Genomic DNA, 18246 nt, shown 5'->3' on the forward strand with positions numbered 1-18246 from the left:
TCGTTGTAACCAGTATAGTTCTAACCAGTTTCAAAGTCAAGCTTGTTGTCATTTCAGTTAAATCGTTTTGTTCGTTCTATGTTCCAGAATACGTTCTTTGATTTCCAGAGGATCCTCAATTTGGAAAACAACTTTTCCAAATTGATGATTATTTAATTCAAGGATGACGACATCCTTATGATTCTCATAGGAAATGAAACACCATCTATCTCCGATCAGAAAACGTCCTTCTCTAATATCAGCGATTGAAGTACCTACTCTAATTTGAAACATGGATAACTTAAAGTCATCTATTGAAACATTCATTATATCCGAATACGGAATTTCAACACGTTGTTTCAAAGCCGCAGCACTTGTCAATCCCGAGAGATGAAGAATAAGTGCATCATTCGAAAATTCAATTGTTCTAGCCATATTGATTACCTCCGCTTTATATTTTAGATTTTCTTGTGGAAACACCTATAGTACGACTGAGTATGAAAAATCGTTCACATATTTTATAAATAATTTAGGGATTGTGGCTCATGATTATGTTTGTTAAAAAGAAAAAGAACTCCTTTCGGAGTTCTTCTTGACGGTGAATTGATTGATGGTACTTATGCCTTGATCCTTACTTGGCTTGGTCTATACCTCATCCATTATTGCAGTACAAGTACTACACTAAGTGTTTGCGGCACATCTCCTCGCTTCTATACGGATTCAAAAACAACTTCCCTGGTATTTATCTCGTTGAATGTACAACGGAACCACACCTCTCTTGTTTCACCGTCATAAGTATTATGGCTTATCGGAATCAAATTATTCACGTTCATTTTATAAAAAGAGTTTATGCACCGCTGTTGATTATTCATTAATGTATGTAGTTCTCAAGGTGCTCCATCCTATGTTGCTGCAGTAAGGTCCAATCTCCAGTCGTTGCATCTCATAAAGCTCCCGGGAGGGTACTCGAAGCTGCACTCGGCGTTGAACGTGAAGTCTAGTTTCCGGCAAATGGCATTAGATGCGGGGTTGTCGACCGACGGGAACGCGTGAATGTACCTGTTCTTCTGTTCCGCTCTTGCACTGGCAACAGCCGCCGCAGTTGCCGCGCTTGCTATACCTCTGCCTTGGTAAGTTGGCAGAACCCCCCAACCGATCTCATAAACGGTCTCTTCCTGCCAGACACGTTCCCAGTACCCAATGTTGCCGACCTTTTCTAATTCCGGAAGCAGGACGATGCTGAACATCCGGCCATTCCCCCTTCCTCCAATCTCGACGTAACGTTTGTGGCGCGCCAGAATTTGTTCTTCCGTCTCCGGACCACCCAAGTGCTCCAACATCTCAGGTGCATTCATGCGATACAACAATGCAAGATCCGACTCTGCCCATGGCTCGATCCGCACCTTTGAATCGTTCGTTCGATTTAGCATCATTATCACTCCTAGTAAGGATATCATGTCATAATTAGTTCTCTTTCATTGTACCAGAAATTGAAAACAGCCGTAGTCCTCTAATGGAGGCCCTACGACTATCGGACTAACTATTTACGTATTCATAACATCAGAAGCACGATTCACTGATTTCACAGTTGATGTGTTTAATTTGTTTGCCCAGATGCTGTATCCCATCCCTACGTAAGTTAATCCCCAGAAGAAGGCAAACCATTTATTATCTGCCACTGGAATGACCATGGAGAGAATCATAAGCAAGAATAATCCGGGAACCCAGCGCGGAAACACTTTAGCCCGGAATGTCAATATCACGAATAACAAGGTGCCGCCCATGAAACCAAGCATGCCAAACATTCTAGAGATGTTAACTAAAGTACTCTCTGGCATGACCGCTTCCGCCCCGCCTGCTGCAAATTGGGACCACAGCATCGCAGTCGTTAAAATGTTCCCCACAATGATAAAAAGTGTCGTAATGAATCCGGTGACTCCCGTTTCACGCGATTGTACCATATAGGTGACGATCGTCCCGACTGACATTAAAATACAAGCAATCAAGCCCGTTGTCAGCTCTTGCGTGCTGTCTGTCCCCCAAATAATTGAAGCTGGTGTCATTCCCATTCGTGTAATCCCTGCCAGGATACAGATCATGCCTAACCATTTGATAATTTGCTTCTCATTCATTTTACCTCATCCTCCAAAATCGAATTTGTGCTTCTCTGCTATTTAGATTACACGGTGGGAAATCACAGAATACAGAGCAGAGACTCCCGACTTTTCGGGAACTTTTAGATTTTTTTTGGGAATACACAGGATAGTCAATGGGAAATTATCCTATTACTATTTTCATGAAGCCAGGGATCAAGCTATAATTAGTTGAATAAGGAATCAAATAGGAACGCGATTGGGGAATGTCGATGGAGATTGTCAAAGGAAGTAATCCGGAAGTGCGAAGTGTACGAAAATCAGCTTGGAGAATGTTGATCTTGCAGCTGTTTGTGCTTGTTTTCAGCTTGATAACTGTCGCGATGTATATAGGAAGCATTCCGAAGTATTATACGGCTTTGGTACAAACATGTATTGTCCAAGGGTGCGGCATACTAGTCCCTGCCATGCCTTTGCCCGAACAGGGACTAAGCTTAGAAAGCTATGCTCTAATGTTTGTGCTCATTGACTGCGTCTTTACGTTTGTATTTTACTCCACTTCTGCTATTGTACTGTGGAAAGGTTTTCGAGAACCGATGGGACTGCTTGCAGCTCTAGCTATGGTTTCTTTTGGTACGTCATTCCCCTCACTGGTCATGGTTGCCTCTGATGGTTCTACACTCGTCCACAACTGGTTTATGTTTGTATCCATGTTTGGATGGGTTTCATTGTCTCTATTTTTCTTTCTTTTTCCTGACGGAATGTTCGTGCCGAGATGGACTCGTTCTGTTTTTGGTCTGATTGTGTTCGTTGATGTATTAAATTTCTTCTTTGAAGGAAATGTGTGGAATTCCGTTCATATTCCCCCATTCCTTCAACTATTCTGGTATGGGGGATCAACGCTCATACTCATCTATTCACAAGTTCACCGTTTCCGCAAAGTGTCCTCGCCAGCCCAGCGGCAGCAAACCAAATGGGTGGTGTTTGGGGTTTCGATCGGACTCGTCGGATTCGTTGGGATGAGCGCTTTATTTGACCCCAGTCTCAACGACGGTACAGCTATGACTTACGTTTATTTGAACGCCATTTTAAACCTCTCCTTAACCGCAATTCCCATTACGCTAATGATTGCGATTTTGCGGCAGAGGCTGTGGAACATCGACCCGCTCGTTAATCGGACGCTTGTCTATGCTGCCCTATCCATCTGTGTTGTGCTACTGTACACACTGGCTATTCTTTATTTAAGCCGTTTATTTCAAACCCGGGATAACTATATCGTATCCCTTTTGGCCACAGCTGTAGTTGCAGTAGCGTTCGCTCCATTAAAAGAATGGCTGCAGCGCCAAATTAACCGGCTTATGAAAGGTCGACATGATGACCCGTATGCGGTTCTTTTAGAGCTCGGCAATCAATTCATTCAGCCGCTAGCCCCGGAAGACATGCTTGATGCCGTCGTTAAGACAGTGAAAGATGCTTTACGCCTCCCTTATACCGGTATCTCTATTGGTGTTGGTGGTCAGGACACTTTAGTTGCTTCTGCCGGTGAGCCTCTTAATGACCTTCATGCAATGCCTATTATTCATAGGGGAGAAGAGCTTGGCATGCTCCACATTGCAAGTAGATCGCCTGGAGAAACATTTACCTTAGAAGATAGTAAGTTTCTAGATGTCCTACTACGGCAAGCAGGACCGATCGTTGAAAATGTAAACATGACGCTGGGCATGAAGCTGCTGGCTCAAGACTTGCAGGAGTCGCGGGAGAAACTGGTATTAGCCCGTGAAGAAGAACGCCGGCAAATTCGCAAGAATTTACACGACGATCTGGCGCCGAGACTGGCCGCGCTTGCTCTAAACGCAGCGACGGCTCAGAAATACGTCGTCAAGCAGCCCGATACCGCCATCGAGATGCTGGCGGATTTGCGGCAAGTCATTCGATCCACGGTGGATGAAATCCGCACCTTGGTCCATGACTTGCGCCCGCCTACGCTGGATGAGCTGGGGTTGATTGGGGCGATCCAAGAGCGGATCGCCCTGCTGTCCAAGCCTGCAATGCTGCTTGCGGATGAAGCGGGAGCAGCTCCACTGAACGTGGAGCTGCAAGCGCCACAGCCCTTGCCCTCTCTGCCTGCAGCGGTGGAGGTGGCCGTGTATAGAATCGTTACCGAGTCCCTTGTTAACGTCATTAAACATGCCAAAGCTACCTCCTGTGCCATCCGGTTGGACGTCTCCTCTTCCCACCAGCTGCGGGTGGAAATAACGGATAATGGCACAGCTCTCCCCTCTCGGCCAGGGATTTCGGGCAGTAAAGGCGGCATTGGCCTTGTCTCCATTCGGGAAAGGGCTGCTGAATTGGGTGGACACTGCACAATAGAGAGGCTTGAAAACCGGGGCACAAGAGTTTTGGCTGTGCTGCCGCTGTAAGAGTTGGTGTCGAGAGATTTGAAACTTGAAGGAGATTGATGATTAAACATGAAGATCATAATCGCAGATGACCATCCGATATTTCGCAGTGGAGTCAGAAATTTGCTAAAAACGACAGAAGATTTGGAAGTTGTTGGAGAAGCTTCCACTGGAGATGAAGCTTTGAAGCTGGCGGAACAATACCAGCCAGATTTGATTTTGATGGATATTCGCATGCCAGGACTGAATGGGATCGAGGCCACGCGGTTGATTAAAGAGAAATATCCAAATATCGAGGTGTTAATCCTTACCATGTTCCGGGACGATCAGTCAGTCTTTACTGCTATGCGTGTCGGGGCCAAGGGCTACGTGCTGAAGGACGCGGATGAAGTTGAGCTGATGCAGTCGATCCGCATGGTTGGCAGTGGCGGAGCTGTATTTAGCTCGGATATCGCGGCACGGATGATGCATTACTTTTCGGCGCCGAAGCTGGTGAACACCGTGGAACACCCTGCTTTGGCCGAGCTGTCCAAGCGAGAGATGGAGATATTGGAGCGTATCGCTGAAGGGGACACCAACGCTCAAATCGCCACGCGCTTGCATATTAGTTCTAAGACCGTAGCCAACAATGTGTCTACGATACTGAACAAGCTTCAAGTTGTAGATCGGAACGAAGCTAAGCGGCTTTTGAAGGAATCACGAGAGGGTTGAAATTCAAACCAACTACTCAACCACACCTGAGCGAACCATGATTGCCTTGATGTCCACTTGAACCTTGGCTTTGGGATACATTTCCCTCCACTTCTCATCCGTCAAATTGGCGTGTCGCACCTTTGATTGAAGAATCTCACCAAACCCAACCGGATCCGAATTAACCGCTTGGGTTTTGGTAATGAGATGTTGCGCACGCCGAACTAATTCCTTAGCAATCTCCTTTTCGAGGGCATGAACGACCTTTGGTTCTCCTAAATTCATCTCGTTTGAAATCTCTTGAACTCTGGCTTGCATAGATATATGAACAGAATATGACGGAACAGCGGGGTCAATTAGCTTAATTTTACTGGAACTTGTGATATTCTCTATCACGATATTAATTTTATCAGTCTGAATTCCAGACTTAATTAGTTTGAAAGGTTCAGCGTCCAAGGTTAATTCCAACGCACCGGCTCTGTAACGATCTCGAATAAGTTTAAGCACAAAAGCCTCGTCCACCCTAAGCCCTCCTACCATCTTATCATTATGAAACATTGCCGTATTATGCATTGAAATTTCGTCGCCAGAACGCTCAACAATTGGGAGAACCGGGTCTTTTCCTACTGCATATACATCATGAATAAATTCATGCAGTGTGCATGAGAGGATTTGTTCTCCTTGAATATTTTGACGAATCATTTTATAAAGATAGGTTCCAATATTGCTTATTTCCGGAAATCGATGGGTGATGATATTCTCCGTGCTCCCTTTACTAATGGTCACAAACATGGTATCCGAAATGGAAGGGTCTCTTGATAGTGTATCGGTAAGAGATAAGATCCCATTCCGGGCTAACTTCTCATTATACATGGCAATTCGGAGCTGTCCACTAACGACACGCTTTGATACTTCACGGTTTTGAGCATTTCGAATCCCTTTGCTTGTGTTACCGGTTGTAACGACGACTTGAACCTTTTCTTTCGCTTCCGGATCAATTTGATGGAGCAGTGCTGTTCCCTTGATGCGGTCATTCTCTTGAGGATCATAACCAACAATGACAATGAGTCCTAATTCTTCCAAAATCCTCTTTTGCACACAGCCAGTAGGAAAAAGTAGTACGATAACCGACAGAATTAGCAGGGATTTTCTCATTAGATCCCCTCTCTTTTCTTGTGAAAATGTTGTTTGAATAAAACCGCCGCGTAAAGTACCCAAGGATAACCAAAAACAATGGTCAGGGCAGCTTTCGAAAAGATGTCATTTAAAATATTAATCTGTAATCGTGTTTTAAAAAAGATCGATACAACAACCAATATAAGAGCAAAGGTATAAAGGGCATATTTTTGCTTCCATCCAAATATTCGTTTAATTCCTTTGGACGCTGCCCACATGTACATCATTAAGTTTGGAAGGACGACCAACATCCATATACTGATAGCCACATATTCAAAGCGTTCCAGAAATGGAAACGCAACAATCTTAAAAAGACTAAACGTAGCCCAAACGGTCTTCGATAATTGACCAGGACTAAAGTAAACAATCGTGACCAACATAACAGCTACATAGATGACAGTGGTCGCAAAAAGTCCCAAATGGGCGGACAATGGAGCACGGTGTTTGTTACGAATAAAAGGATACACAAACATCAGAATTTCAAACCCTACGATGGTCAATGACATTTTAACCATGCCTTGAGCTAGCTCAGAAATGCTTGCTTCCATGATCGGTGTAAGATGTGTCCATTCTGCATATCGAATAGGAAAGTACAAAAATATAATCAACCAAATTGTTAAAATTGCAGATATAAAGGCGATCCCAACAACAATCCGAATACCGCCAAGAACGCCATAAGTAATTAACATAGCCAAAAAAGCACTCAGCAGCCATGTTGGCAGGTCCGGGAATATCCAGGTCTGGACCATTTCCACATAATTGCGGGATATCACGATGACCGCAGTTAGCATATACAGCATAATCAAAGCGTTGATTATTCCCCCGACATATCGACCATAAAGGTCCTTGTGAACTTCATACAGGTCCATGTTCGGATTCAGCTTAAGTGTTCGCAGCATGACCCAAACCGTTAGATGAGACCATGCCCCAGCCATACAGACGGATATCCAGGCATCATGCCCCGCCGATTGGAAAATGATACGCTGAAATCCAGACAAACCAGTTCCTACCTGATTGGCAAGAATAACAAAGAATAAGAGAAATGAACTAAACATCAATCTCTTTGGAGGACTGCCAGTCTTCACCTCAACTCCTCCTTGTCCATTATTCATCAATATCTCCGTGGCTAGCCGCAGTTTCTTGTTCCTCAAACCTGTAGGTATCATCACCACGGATATACGTCGAGCGTTCGCGCAAAAAAGTGAAAGGTAATCTCAAAATGCTGTCTTTCAAGTCCACTTTTCGAAACGGATAGAGCGGGTACAAATAAGGTTGTCCCAGACTTGTTAAACGAAGAAGATGAATGATCAAAAAGCAGATTCCAATCATGATACCAATTCCTCCATAAAAGCCTGCGAGTATAATGATTGGATACCGGATGATACGAATCGTAATGCCCATTAGATAAATCGGAGTAATAAACGATGCCAATGTTCCAAGCGCTACGATAATGATGAGAATATTACTTGTAAATCCTGCCTGCACGGCTGCCTGTCCGATGACGATACCACCTACGATTCCGATTGTTTGACCAATCTTGGTCGGAAGTCTTGCGCCTGCTTCACGAAGCAGCTCGATCGTAATTTCCAGAAACAAAGCTTCCATTAAGGGGGGAAATGGTACCCGTGTTCGAGATTCAGCCAGCGGCACGACCATGGCAGAAGGAATGATTTCATAATGATACGTTAATGCAGCTACATAGACGGGTGTGAATAGTAAAGATAAAACCATGGCTCCAACCCGCAAAAGCCGGAAAAAGGTAGCCATATTCCAGCGAACTTGATGGTCTTCCGGGGAAGCGAAGAAATCCATCATCGTCGAAGGACATACAATGGCAAACGGACTTCCGGAAACAAACAGAACAATTTTCCCTTCTGATAGTGAAAAAGCTGTACGATCTATACGTTCGGTCATTACAAACTGCGGGAAGATCGTAAATTTATTATCCTCAATTAACTGTACTAATTGTGCACTGGATACCACACCATCTATCTCAAGACTATTGATCCTATCGCGTACTCGTTTAATGAGCTCATTATCAGTAAGATTTTTGATATAAAACATCGCCAATTGTGTCTTGATATCCACTCCAACTTCCAAGTTCTCCTGACATAAGTTTGGACTCGGCAGATACATTTGGAGCAAGGCAACGTTAGACCTTAATATTTCGTTGAAGGCGATCTGCGGGCCAAATACTTGGCTTTCAATATCAGCTTTTGAAAAGTTCAGATTAGTAGGTTTGTACATATTCAGCATAAGATTAAAACGGGAATCATCGGAGTGAAGATACACCCATCCGAACAATAATTTTTCCACAACAGCCTGAGTATCTTTAACCTCAATAATCCCTGCAACGGGAAATCGGTCTGTTTCACTTATTGAAGGTACATCGACTAAAGTTAATAAAGGTTGAATAATATCCCTTTGAAGCAAATCCTGATCAACTAATGTTTCTATGTAATAGATGGCGGCCGTTTGCTGTCCAAGCATGACATATTTGGCAATTAGATTTGGATTATCATTGAGAGCCTCTTGAAGCAGCTGTTCCAACTCAATAATATCGGCAGGTAAGTAGTTATTCATGTTCTGCACGTTAAACAATCCCTCGTTTCACAATGCCATATCGCATAGTATGTCAAAAAGTCAGGAAAACAATCCCATATAGCTTTAGAAAATGCAAAAAACCATCGCATAATTGCGATGGATCTTAAGGGCGTGACTCGTTCAGGACCAATGCGGCTTCTGGCTGCTAATCCATGGCGACGGTTAACCGAATATGATTTCCTGATGGGTCGACTGCTATATATTCGTTTACAGGATAGCCCAACAGTTCTAGATTCTTTATGGCGCCATCTCTAGTTTTTTCATCGGCAAATACAATTGTGAAATATTTCAGACCAACGCTGTTACGAGATGGTTCTTGTATGTTTTTACCGTTCCAGATATTTAATCCGATATGATGATGGTATCCTCCACTCGAAATAAAGAGCGCTTGATTGCTTATTTGATAAACAACCTTAAACCCAAGTCCATCCATATAAAATTCCGCTGCTCTAGAGAGGTCTGAAACATGTAGATGGATATGCCCCATAATAGAATCTGACGGCAAACCCGTGAACTTCTCTTCATTCGCTTCGGACAAAAGACTGTGTAAATCAACCTGTTCAGTTGCCATAGTGACTTGCTCCCCAATCCATTCCCAGCTTTCAGATGGACGATCTACATAAATTTCCATCCCATTCCCGTCTGGGTCCGCCAAGTACAGCGCCTCGCTCACAAGATGATCAGATAATCCTTGTAACGGGTATTTGATATCAATGAAGTGCTGAATGACTTTTGCCAACTCTTTCCGATCCGGCAGTAGTATTGCGTAATGATAAAGTCCTGAACGACGCGGTTCTTTCGGTAAGACATCTACTGGCTGTTCTAGGGTAACCAGAGCATCCTTTCCGTTTAGCGTCATTGAAATTGAGGATCGTGTGCGATCCAAAATTTGAAACCCTAAGACCCCTTGATAGAACGATAATGACTTTTGAAGCTCTTCTACGATTAAATGCACATGACTAACAAATGTATTTGGACGTTGATGAAACTTCTTCATATGAGAACCTCCCATAAGATTTTATCTTTTGAAACTTGAATAATTACTTGAACTCTTTATTATCAAGCATAATTAATGGGAGTTTGACGTTTTCGCGGTCTGTTTCGTATGTTGAACGAGATTAAAAATGTCTTTATACGCTTGTTTTGCCCCTATAACCAATAAGGGCACACCTATGAAATCAATTTTTAACCATCGTGAAAGCATTCCACCACACGTCATCGCAAAAGGCACAGTTGGAGACGTATTGGATAAAATGATTTTTGCGTCGAGAACCTCTTCTTCAATCAGCATATCAATGAGATTAAAAACGCCCGGAACGAGGATTTTAGACCTCCCTCTGCCCATTGTGTATACTTTATTGCCATCCTCATCCTTGCCATGAAAGTAAAATTTCCCTCTGTCTTTATAAACTAGCTTATTGAAATTGTGTGTATTCAGTATTTCATCTCTTGAGGGCTCGTGAGAACCGTCCAATTTTTTGAGATGATAAGCTGCTGCTAAAGCTGTTGTATGTGTTCCTCCGAAATCGTTATAAATATAAATCATAGTTCATACCCACCGCCCTGAGAATATTGTATATTACTTGTTTACTCATTATCTCCTATAATGAATAAAACAACCTTATTCTCGTGCATATTACAGTTTGTTGTATCCTTTTAAATAACAGCAAGGGAGCCTTCATGACAATGACAACAAACAGTGGACATCAAGGAGCGCATGGGATCGGCCAAGAGGAAGAACAGTTGAACAATCAGGCACAAGCGGCAGAGCTCATGCAAGGAAAAAATAAGGTAGATCAAGAAATCATTGCAGCTGCAAACGAGCATAGTTCAGAACTAGAGGAAATCATTGAACGTGAGACAACGTAATTAGTAACTAATAGAAAAATTACAGAGAAGCCACGCACTGTTGCGTGGTTTTTTGTTGTTAATCCGTCATCTTGGAATATCCTTTAGGTAGGATCAGCTGCATAATCGGGGTCCGTATCTTTTGTTTCTTTGCCAAAAAACAATAAAACGAGTGCTCCGATGACAATCGCTACGAAGAATACCATAAAAATGGAGGTGATTGCTTTATTACTCGCCACCAACAAACCTACAAGGTACGGACCAATGATACCGCCGATACGTCCGATGGATGCGGCAAGCCCAACACCCGTAGAGCGAACTTCGGTTGGGTACAACTCCGGTGTGTAAGCATACATGGCTCCCCATGCCCCAAGATTAAAAAAAGATAAACTAACGCCCGCTGCTATCAGCAGCCCTTCCGTTTCAGCATTACTGAACCATAATGCGCTTGCTGCTGTTAGCAGCAAATAGGTGACGAGTACAAACTTACGTCCGAATTTCTCAATAAAATAAGCAGCGGTAAAATAACCTGGAAGCTGTGCCAACGTCATAATCAATACATATTGAAAGCTTTTCACGAGGCCAAAACCCTTTAGAACCATGACCGTTGGAAGCCATAGAAACATGCCGTAATAGGAAAATACTACTGTGAACCATAAAATCCAAAGTGTTACGGTCGATCTTCGATATTTAGATGACCATACGGAAGCAATACGTTCGCGGAATGACAATTTCCGACTACGCAGCTCGGTAAATCTAGGTGAATCTTGAACCGATCGTCTGAGGTATAAAGCATATAAAGCCGGCAGCGCACCGATAACAAACGCCGAACGCCAGCCGTATGTAGGAATGATGAAATAAGCAATAAGCGCCGCGACGATCCACCCGCATGCCCAGAAGCTTTCTAGTAGAACGACAGCACGTCCCCTTTCATTAACGGGAAATGACTCAGAAACAAGAGTTGATGCGACAGGAAGTTCCCCGCCAAGACCTACTCCAGTAACGAAACGTAGGATACATAGAATAACAAAGCTAGTGGCAAGAGCAGAGAGTCCGCTGGCAGTCGAGAATATAACAAGCGTCCCAAGCAATACCATACGACGTCCGTATCGATCAGCAAGGGAGCCTGCTAGTAAAGCTCCTACGGCCATTCCGATCGAATTAATAGCTGCCAGCAGGCCAATCTGCTGTGCACCTAATTTCCATTCGACAGCTAGCGCAGCAACAATAAACGAAATTATCCCTACATCCATAGCATCGAATAACCAGCTAATCCCTGTGCTGAAAAGCAACTTTCGTTTTGCCGGTTCACGTAACAAATTTGTTTTATTCACATTCAAAACGCATTCTCCTCATCGCATTAGCTTGCCTTATCCTATTTTGTGTTACATCACAGAAAAACACTCCCTCTGCAAACCAAATATCTAACCTCAAGTCGATCATGCTGCCCATCGGATTAAATGTGACAGATCTAAACATAATATGGGTATCATCGATCGGAGGCTTATAATGAAACATACAACAAAAATACTAATTGCAATAAGCTGTATATTTGTTTTATCCGGGTGCGGTAAAGGGAATGTTGCCCCTCCAAAAATTGGAGTCTCCACGCAGCAAGGCGGTATGGATAGTCGATTGTTGGATCCTAAAATTACAAATCAAGACGTATTGCTTCAACGAGGTGACGCGAACATTGAACTAGAAAAGCGTGGCTATCACGCTCAAGATGCCGCTTCTTCCTCTAATAGCTCTGTCAAAATCCTTGGAGGAACTCAAGGACTCGTTCAAGTATGGCCCAATCCCTCCATACAGCCCAAAGAAGGTAATTATGCAGAAAATGTGATCTCACAAGCCGCTATGTATTATGGAACTCCATACGAATTCAGTTCGGATCGATCGGACCCATCCACATTTGACTGCTCCGACTTCACACATTGGGTTTATTTTTCTTCTCTTGGGATGGATATCCCAAAAGATTCTCGAAGCCAAGCATCCTATGTTCAATCTTTTTCCAATCGGACTTACACATCTATCGATCAAGCCCAGCGTGGAGATTTACTTTTCTTCGTCCCTTTTAAAGGGACAGATCCGAATAATTACACTGGAATTGATAAATCAATCGAAAACATTACACATGTTGGTATCTATTTGGGTAATGGCAAAATCATACATACAGCCTCAGCGGCCACAGGTGGCGTACGTATTGATGAAGTTGCTAATAATCATCTAACCTATCGCTTTGTCTTAGGCGGTTCGATATTAAATACTAAATAATCCTTATTTTAACCTTTAGCTATGTTTTCACTGTGCATATCTCAAACATTCTTGGGAACTTCTCGTAATTAAAGAGACGTGTTCTTTTCTAAAGAACACGCCTCTATGTCATTAATCTCTTATAGGAATTAATATTTCAACATTTTCTTCCTCTACATTTTCTTCAAAGTAATATATTTCGATCGGACATGAATGATCCAAAAACTTTTGTTGATATCCATTTTCTTTCATCCACTCAAATATTCTTGTGTACGCTTCACCTATTGTTTTCGTTGTACAATTTATTTTGGCATAAGTGACGGTAGGGAGCTTAAAACCAATCATCCCTTCGGGTATTAAAGTTAAATCGTCCACTTCAAGGCAAGCAAAATAAGTAGCAAATATACCATTACACATATATGGCGAAAAGAGTACTTCCTGATCCATAGCATTCGTGATCTCATGTCTTCTCTCAGCAAATTGACTTTGTATTTGTAGGGCTGCATCTGGGAAGCCTTTTGGAAAATTGGCTGTAAGACTCTGACCAACTAATTGGTACTCTCTTCTAAGAGTCTCACAGTGAAATTTAATCATCGTTTTGTTTTCCAATGTATTCGTCCCTCCTATTGCTTATTTATTTTGTATTAAACCGATCCCATTTCCTACTGGATCCACTAAATAAGCAAGATAAAAATGATCAAATTCCATTTTACCTTTAACAATTTGCGCTCCCGATTCAACGGATTTCGTAAGTGCCTCATCTATGTTGTCAACTTCGATTTGAATTCTTATTCCGTGTGGATAATCACTGGGTCCCTTAGAAATACCGCCGTTAATGCCAGATTTATCGTCATTTCCTGTTGTTACTGGATGGTATCCCCAGTTAGGCTCTGCAATCTTCCAACCAAAAACTGACGAATAAAAACTTGCAGCACGTTCCGGATCTTGACTATTCATTTCAAATAATACAACACGACCCAAATGATTCAACCTCCCTAATTGGTATTTATACCCATCTCCATAATACCGAATATTTGTTCCCATGTAAATGAAAATATTTCTGGAGCAAACAAAAAAACCGACCCTTGATGACCAAAGATCGGCTTCTTTTTGTATTAATTATACGTAATCTTTAAACCTAATTCTGAGGCTCTGGCAAGCGCCCCTTCAGAAAATTTAGGTTTCTTATATTTTTCTTCAAACTCTTCTTTAGATAGCGGTGCCCAGATGAAATCTTTATTCTGATAGATCCACGTTTTGGTTCCCCAATCAACGTGAACCGTTCGGCTCGCAACCTTTTTTACGACGCCAATCTCGATAATAACACCCGTTTTACCGAATATTTTGGCACAGTATTTGTTAAGCATTTCGCTCACAACAACACCCCATTCCTATACGTCTGATCTTAGTGAATATATGATACTTGAAGCTATTTCAATAGACTGTTCGTCTGCTTGAAATTCATCACGAAAAGAATCACCTAATACCTTATTAATCGCCTTGCCGAGGGATGGAGCATCTAGATCATCTAGATGTTTCGTGATGTAAATGGTTATTGTTCGCGTTTCACCATCATACTCATCCTCCGGACCATCCATCGCGAGAAGCTTTATGGGATCCCATCTATCGATGTGGTGTTTCACGACCTCCATCATTGGCGTAGGGTCATAAGGTAGGGATTCTAAATACCTATTCTCTTTCATGATTTCCTTTTTAATACTCCAAAGCATAACATTCATTTTCGTCTGATCAGATACTGCTCTAAATTTCAATAGAAAAAGCCTCCTTTACAGGACGCTTTCTCGATCTTCTGTCACAATCTTTTCAGACCGTTCAATTATCGCCCCATTGAAGTTTAGCATTTTCCCTGTACCTTGAGCAATACATTCCATCGGATGCTCTGCGAGATGAACCGGAACGCCTATGTCCTGCTGCAATCGCTTATCCAATCCTTGCAATAATGCGCCTCCCCCACACAACAGGATGCCCTGCTCCATCACATCACCGGCAAGTTCCGGCGGGCATTTCTCCATCGCGAGTCGAATACAATCTATAATGGATTTAATAAAATCATCCATAATTTCGAAAATTTCCTTCGATGAGATCGATATCATTCTTGGCAAGCCCTCCACAAGGTCACGCCCTCTTACATCCATCTTCACTTCATTCACAGGCATCACAACAGCAGCGACATTCTTCTTGATTTCCTCCGCAGTCCGTTCTCCAATAGCCATATTATAAGTTTTCTTCACATACTCAATGATATCCTGATCTATCGACATGCCTCCACGGCGAACCGACTCACTTACGACAATTCCACCCAGTGAAATGATGGCTACTTGGCTTGTCCCTCCGCCGATATCAAGGACCATACTGCCAATTGGTTCTGCTACAGGCAGCCCAGCGCCCATAGCCGCAGCCAGCGGCTCCTCGATCGTGATAGATCTCCTTGCTCCTTTATGTACAATCATTTCCTCGACGGCGCGCTTTTGCACATTCGTAATGCCACAAGGCACGGAAATCAGTACTTGGAAGCTGCGAAACCATTGATAACCTCTTTTTATTTTGCCTATAAAATATTTTAGCATCGCTAAGGTCATATCGAAATTCGCGATAACCCCATCTTTTAAAGGATAGATAACCTCCACATTAGCTGGAGTTCTCCCTATCATATCATAGGCTTCCTTGCCAAAAGCTTTAATCTCCCCGGTATCCGTTTGAATGGCGACGACAGATGGCTCTGACAATACAATCCCTTTTTTTTGTTGATAAATAAGTGTGTTACAGGTGCCAAGGTCTACTCCAAACAGTTCTTCCAATCTCTTTAACATGACTCGCTCCTTCTCGCTGTTCAATAGACTATGCCCATAGTAGCGTGTATATTAGTTGATTTTGACTTAACTGCATCTTCATACTTGTTCGCATAAAGCAGCCATTCTATGGGGGTAACCCAAAAAATGCCGCCCACCATAAAGGTGAGCAGCACTTTTAAATAAGTATAATTTAGTTCGCAGCTGCTGGTTCTGCTACTGCTTTATAAGCTGAGGAAACGTAAGTTACGGCTTTCGCCTCCGTGATTACTTCAGCATACATCGTGTCCGGTTTTGGATCCTGAAGGGTGTATGAAATCACCGCTTGACCGTTTTGGTCAAATCGAACATTTTGAATGGCAATACTGTAACCTGAATTCGGTTTTTGACCTCTTGATAAGGTAACCTTGTTCACATCGTCATTTACTTTCTCCACAGTTACGGATACATCTTCTATAGGTGTCGGTTTTTGGATATGTGTTTCCAAGACGCGAATCGCATTATAGATCCAGCCTGCAGCTTCCCCACGAGTAAGATCAGCCTTAGGATTAAACATACCTGCTTTGTCTAGTTCAGCAATTTTGTAAAGCAGCAGTCGCTGTAAAGCGCCTTGATATTCAGGAGTGATCTGAGCTTCATCTTTGATCGGGATAAACATTTTCACTAATGGGAAATTGCCCTTCTTTTCCAAAGCTCGTACGAGCATTTCACCAAATTGTTCACGAGTAATTGTAGCGTTCGGGTTTACATCCTTCGGAATGTTCATACCGTTGTAGTGCGCTATGATAAAGGCATCCGCATACCAAGCATCATTAGGGATGTTGGTAAAAATGTCTGAAGCTAATGGCTGTTTAATGAAGCGTAACGTATCTAAGTTCAAATTCATGCCTTTAACAATCATTTGAATGGTTTGTGCATAACTAATCTTTCCTTTTGGGACGAAATGATCCTTATCAATACCGCTCACGATTCCGCGATCTTGTAGAGCAGAGATCGCTGCAGCTTGTCCTTCCTCTACATCCGTAAAAGCAAATGCACTGCTAAAAGTCAAACTGCTAACCAATGCTGTTGTCAAAGTTAAAGCTGCTATCTTTTTCATAGTTAATTCTCTCCTTTTAGTTGGTTATCTTATTACACACTCTTAACGTATCGTGCGTGAAAAATGTTTCAGTGATTATAAAAAAAAATAAAACCGAAGAATACCCCCGGCATAATTACTTTAATTTAAGTTCTATATTCTGCTTCAGATCATGATTTATTCTCCTTATTTCTTTGAATGACATACGTCAAACAATCACTCTTAAGCAAAATCTCGCGCCCATTTCTCTCTATATTAAATTGCAATGCTTTTAAAGTAGTAAAGATTACTTCCCAGTCTGAATACGCCGATGATATTAATTGTTTCACATCACTAGTTGTTAAGTTAAGTTCCATAAATGGATCTAATTCCATTCCTGACTCTACATCTATTTCTTGAATGTTGGTGCTCATAATAACGCAATTAATCCCATTCTCTTTCGTTCCACGGGCCATTCTATCTACAACTTGTACAAATTTCGGAACTGATTCTACATGTTCTAATGCAGAAACAGCAATGATGTAATCAAATTGATTCTCTTCGATGATATAGTCTCCGATGTCTGATAGCTTCGGTTCTATGTACGCACGAACTCCATTCTGTTCACTATAATCAACTAATTTCTTAAGTGCAGATTCCATAATATCCACACAAATAATTTTTCCTGACTGGTGCTCCTTCAGTGATTCAGCAATTGGAATACTGTTTCTGCCCACTCCACAACCTAGATCTAATACCGTGAGATTTTCTTTAGATTTAAAATGAGTTAGCGTATCCATCACTGTTTTTACAGGTTTTGATAGCCAAGATCCCTCTTCAAATAATTTGTAGTTATCGTAACAAGCTTCATGATATTTTCGCTCTTCATCTCTAATGATTTTGATCCTATTATCCATAGTTGTCGTTTCCTCATTTTCTTTTCACATAAATAAACATTCACTTTAATGTCTCTTTTCCGTGACCTATCCTAAAAATAGAATTGAAGCCAATCCTAATTTGCAGCCGTATATTGAGCGTTCCAAGAAAGTACATACTAACTTTCTTCATTGGTGAATACTGGTATCCTGCAAAGCATTCTTTAAAGCAAGCCTAGGGTATCCTTCCACTAGCTGCAGACTAACAGAATCATTCAGCCATATATTAAGACCTACAATATTCAGCTCGTCAGTAGGGAGATATTTTTCAATCCAATGTTGTGTTATGTAAATTTGCTCATTTATTGATCCCACGATGCTTCTATTGTGAGTTTTCGTGTAAATAAACTTGTCCATATTCGATAAAAACAAATTAACCTCTTGCCATGCCAACTATTCAAT

21 protein-coding genes are annotated in these 18246 nt (G+C 42.1%); 4 read left to right on the forward strand and 17 right to left on the reverse strand.

Going from position 1 to position 18246, the window contains the following annotated elements; translation table 11 throughout:
* Positions 1-57: 57 nt before the first annotated feature.
* The 3 genes from ASD40_RS00570 to ASD40_RS00580 all read right to left on the reverse strand — a co-directional run bounded on the left by ASD40_RS00570 (position 58) and on the right by ASD40_RS00580 (position 2111).
* A complete protein-coding gene (locus tag ASD40_RS00570) occupies positions 58-414 on the reverse strand; it encodes a hypothetical protein (protein WP_057301414.1) in 357 nt (118 codons plus the stop codon).
* A 467-nt stretch (positions 415-881) separates the two neighbouring features.
* Entirely contained in the window at positions 882-1409 is a 528-nt protein-coding gene (locus ASD40_RS00575; RefSeq protein WP_057301415.1) for a GNAT family N-acetyltransferase, read from the reverse strand.
* A gap of 114 nt (positions 1410-1523) precedes the next feature.
* A complete protein-coding gene (locus tag ASD40_RS00580) occupies positions 1524-2111 on the reverse strand; it encodes a hypothetical protein (protein ID WP_057301416.1) in 588 nt (195 codons plus the stop codon).
* 233 nt (positions 2112-2344) lie between these two features.
* Between ASD40_RS00580 and ASD40_RS00585 the strand changes: the two genes are divergently transcribed.
* Positions 2345-4492 (forward strand): GAF domain-containing sensor histidine kinase, encoded by a 2148-nt coding sequence (locus tag ASD40_RS00585; protein ID WP_057301417.1) that lies wholly within the window; start codon positions 2345-2347, stop codon positions 4490-4492.
* A gap of 48 nt (positions 4493-4540) precedes the next feature.
* Positions 4541-5182, forward strand: coding sequence for a response regulator transcription factor (locus ASD40_RS00590; protein ID WP_057301418.1), 642 nt, complete (start codon positions 4541-4543; stop codon positions 5180-5182).
* 12 nt (positions 5183-5194) lie between these two features.
* On the opposite strand, the gene ASD40_RS00595 is transcribed toward ASD40_RS00590, so the two are convergent.
* From ASD40_RS00595 to ASD40_RS00615, 5 genes are all read right to left on the reverse strand, one after another.
* Positions 5195-6316 (reverse strand): Ger(x)C family spore germination protein, encoded by a 1122-nt coding sequence (locus ASD40_RS00595; RefSeq protein WP_057301419.1) that lies wholly within the window; start codon positions 6314-6316, stop codon positions 5195-5197.
* Positions 6316-7422: a GerAB/ArcD/ProY family transporter gene (locus tag ASD40_RS00600; protein WP_162251185.1), complete on the reverse strand. Its 1107-nt coding sequence runs from the start codon at positions 7420-7422 to the stop codon at positions 6316-6318. The genes ASD40_RS00595 and ASD40_RS00600 overlap by 1 nt, the downstream gene beginning before the upstream one ends.
* Before the next feature lie 19 nt (positions 7423-7441).
* Positions 7442-8920, reverse strand: a complete 1479-nt coding sequence (locus ASD40_RS00605) for a spore germination protein (RefSeq protein WP_063860129.1) — start codon at positions 8918-8920, stop codon at positions 7442-7444.
* A 166-nt stretch (positions 8921-9086) separates the two neighbouring features.
* Positions 9087-9938 carry a VOC family protein gene (locus ASD40_RS00610; RefSeq protein WP_057301421.1) on the reverse strand — a complete coding sequence of 284 codons (852 nt, stop codon included), beginning with the start codon at positions 9936-9938 and terminating at the stop codon, positions 9087-9089.
* Positions 9939-10010: 72 nt separating this feature from the next.
* Positions 10011-10487 (reverse strand): DUF3189 family protein, encoded by a 477-nt coding sequence (locus tag ASD40_RS00615; RefSeq protein WP_057301422.1) that lies wholly within the window; start codon positions 10485-10487, stop codon positions 10011-10013.
* Between the two features lie 140 nt (positions 10488-10627).
* Here ASD40_RS00615 and ASD40_RS00620 point away from each other — a divergent pair, with 140 nt between their 5' ends.
* The gene (locus tag ASD40_RS00620) at positions 10628-10810 is read left to right on the forward strand and encodes a hypothetical protein (RefSeq protein WP_057301423.1); all 183 of its coding nucleotides are present in this window, start codon (positions 10628-10630) and stop codon (positions 10808-10810) included.
* 83 nt (positions 10811-10893) lie between these two features.
* On the opposite strand, the gene ASD40_RS00625 is transcribed toward ASD40_RS00620, so the two are convergent.
* Complete coding sequence (locus ASD40_RS00625) at positions 10894-12123, reverse strand: MFS transporter (protein ID WP_057301677.1); 1230 nt, start codon at positions 12121-12123, stop codon at positions 10894-10896.
* A gap of 175 nt (positions 12124-12298) precedes the next feature.
* Here ASD40_RS00625 and ASD40_RS00630 point away from each other — a divergent pair, with 175 nt between their 5' ends.
* Positions 12299-13063 (forward strand): C40 family peptidase, encoded by a 765-nt coding sequence (locus ASD40_RS00630; RefSeq protein ID WP_082562011.1) that lies wholly within the window; start codon positions 12299-12301, stop codon positions 13061-13063.
* Between the two features lie 111 nt (positions 13064-13174).
* On the opposite strand, the gene ASD40_RS00635 is transcribed toward ASD40_RS00630, so the two are convergent.
* The 8 genes from ASD40_RS00635 to ASD40_RS39330 all read right to left on the reverse strand — a co-directional run bounded on the left by ASD40_RS00635 (position 13175) and on the right by ASD40_RS39330 (position 18237).
* Positions 13175-13651, reverse strand: a complete 477-nt coding sequence (locus ASD40_RS00635; RefSeq protein WP_057301424.1) for a GyrI-like domain-containing protein — start codon at positions 13649-13651, stop codon at positions 13175-13177.
* Positions 13652-13672: 21 nt separating this feature from the next.
* Positions 13673-14023: a VOC family protein gene (locus ASD40_RS00640; protein WP_057301425.1), complete on the reverse strand. Its 351-nt coding sequence runs from the start codon at positions 14021-14023 to the stop codon at positions 13673-13675.
* A gap of 134 nt (positions 14024-14157) precedes the next feature.
* Positions 14158-14418 carry a hypothetical protein gene (locus tag ASD40_RS00645; RefSeq protein WP_057301426.1) on the reverse strand — a complete coding sequence of 87 codons (261 nt, stop codon included), beginning with the start codon at positions 14416-14418 and terminating at the stop codon, positions 14158-14160.
* Positions 14419-14433: 15 nt separating this feature from the next.
* Entirely contained in the window at positions 14434-14814 is a 381-nt protein-coding gene (locus tag ASD40_RS00650) for a hypothetical protein (RefSeq protein WP_057301427.1), read from the reverse strand.
* 15 nt (positions 14815-14829) lie between these two features.
* Positions 14830-15873, reverse strand: coding sequence for a rod shape-determining protein (locus ASD40_RS00655; RefSeq protein ID WP_057301428.1), 1044 nt, complete (start codon positions 15871-15873; stop codon positions 14830-14832).
* A gap of 172 nt (positions 15874-16045) precedes the next feature.
* Positions 16046-16951, reverse strand: a complete 906-nt coding sequence (locus ASD40_RS00660; protein ID WP_057301429.1) for an S-layer homology domain-containing protein — start codon at positions 16949-16951, stop codon at positions 16046-16048.
* A gap of 149 nt (positions 16952-17100) precedes the next feature.
* Complete coding sequence (locus tag ASD40_RS00665) at positions 17101-17826, reverse strand: class I SAM-dependent methyltransferase (protein ID WP_057301430.1); 726 nt, start codon at positions 17824-17826, stop codon at positions 17101-17103.
* A 147-nt stretch (positions 17827-17973) separates the two neighbouring features.
* Positions 17974-18237 carry a DUF6933 domain-containing protein gene (locus ASD40_RS39330; RefSeq protein WP_414858657.1) on the reverse strand — a complete coding sequence of 88 codons (264 nt, stop codon included), beginning with the start codon at positions 18235-18237 and terminating at the stop codon, positions 17974-17976.
* Positions 18238-18246 lie beyond the last annotated feature (9 nt).

The organism is Paenibacillus sp. Root444D2 (assembly GCF_001426375.1).
In the GTDB taxonomy this organism is placed as follows: domain Bacteria; phylum Bacillota; class Bacilli; order Paenibacillales; family NBRC-103111; genus Paenibacillus_E.

Coding starts and splice junctions, on each gene's coding strand:
- ASD40_RS00615 (WP_057301422.1), bottom strand. CDS start 10,487: ATGATTTATATTTATAACGATTTCGGAGGAACACATACAACAGCTTTA.
- ASD40_RS00585 (WP_057301417.1), top strand. CDS start 2,345: ATGGAGATTGTCAAAGGAAGTAATCCGGAAGTGCGAAGTGTACGAAAA.
- ASD40_RS00665 (WP_057301430.1), bottom strand. CDS start 17,826: ATGGATAATAGGATCAAAATCATTAGAGATGAAGAGCGAAAATATCAT.
- ASD40_RS00610 (WP_057301421.1), bottom strand. CDS start 9,938: ATGAAGAAGTTTCATCAACGTCCAAATACATTTGTTAGTCATGTGCAT.
- ASD40_RS00570 (WP_057301414.1), bottom strand. CDS start 414: ATGGCTAGAACAATTGAATTTTCGAATGATGCACTTATTCTTCATCTC.
- ASD40_RS00630 (WP_082562011.1), top strand. CDS start 12,299: ATGAAACATACAACAAAAATACTAATTGCAATAAGCTGTATATTTGTT.
- ASD40_RS00575 (WP_057301415.1), bottom strand. CDS start 1,409: ATGCTAAATCGAACGAACGATTCAAAGGTGCGGATCGAGCCATGGGCA.
- ASD40_RS00660 (WP_057301429.1), bottom strand. CDS start 16,951: ATGAAAAAGATAGCAGCTTTAACTTTGACAACAGCATTGGTTAGCAGT.
- ASD40_RS00620 (WP_057301423.1), top strand. CDS start 10,628: ATGACAACAAACAGTGGACATCAAGGAGCGCATGGGATCGGCCAAGAG.
- ASD40_RS00590 (WP_057301418.1), top strand. CDS start 4,541: ATGAAGATCATAATCGCAGATGACCATCCGATATTTCGCAGTGGAGTC.
- ASD40_RS00580 (WP_057301416.1), bottom strand. CDS start 2,111: ATGAATGAGAAGCAAATTATCAAATGGTTAGGCATGATCTGTATCCTG.
- ASD40_RS00605 (WP_063860129.1), bottom strand. CDS start 8,920: ATGAATAACTACTTACCTGCCGATATTATTGAGTTGGAACAGCTGCTT.
- ASD40_RS00595 (WP_057301419.1), bottom strand. CDS start 6,316: ATGAGAAAATCCCTGCTAATTCTGTCGGTTATCGTACTACTTTTTCCT.
- ASD40_RS00655 (WP_057301428.1), bottom strand. CDS start 15,873: ATGTTAAAGAGATTGGAAGAACTGTTTGGAGTAGACCTTGGCACCTGT.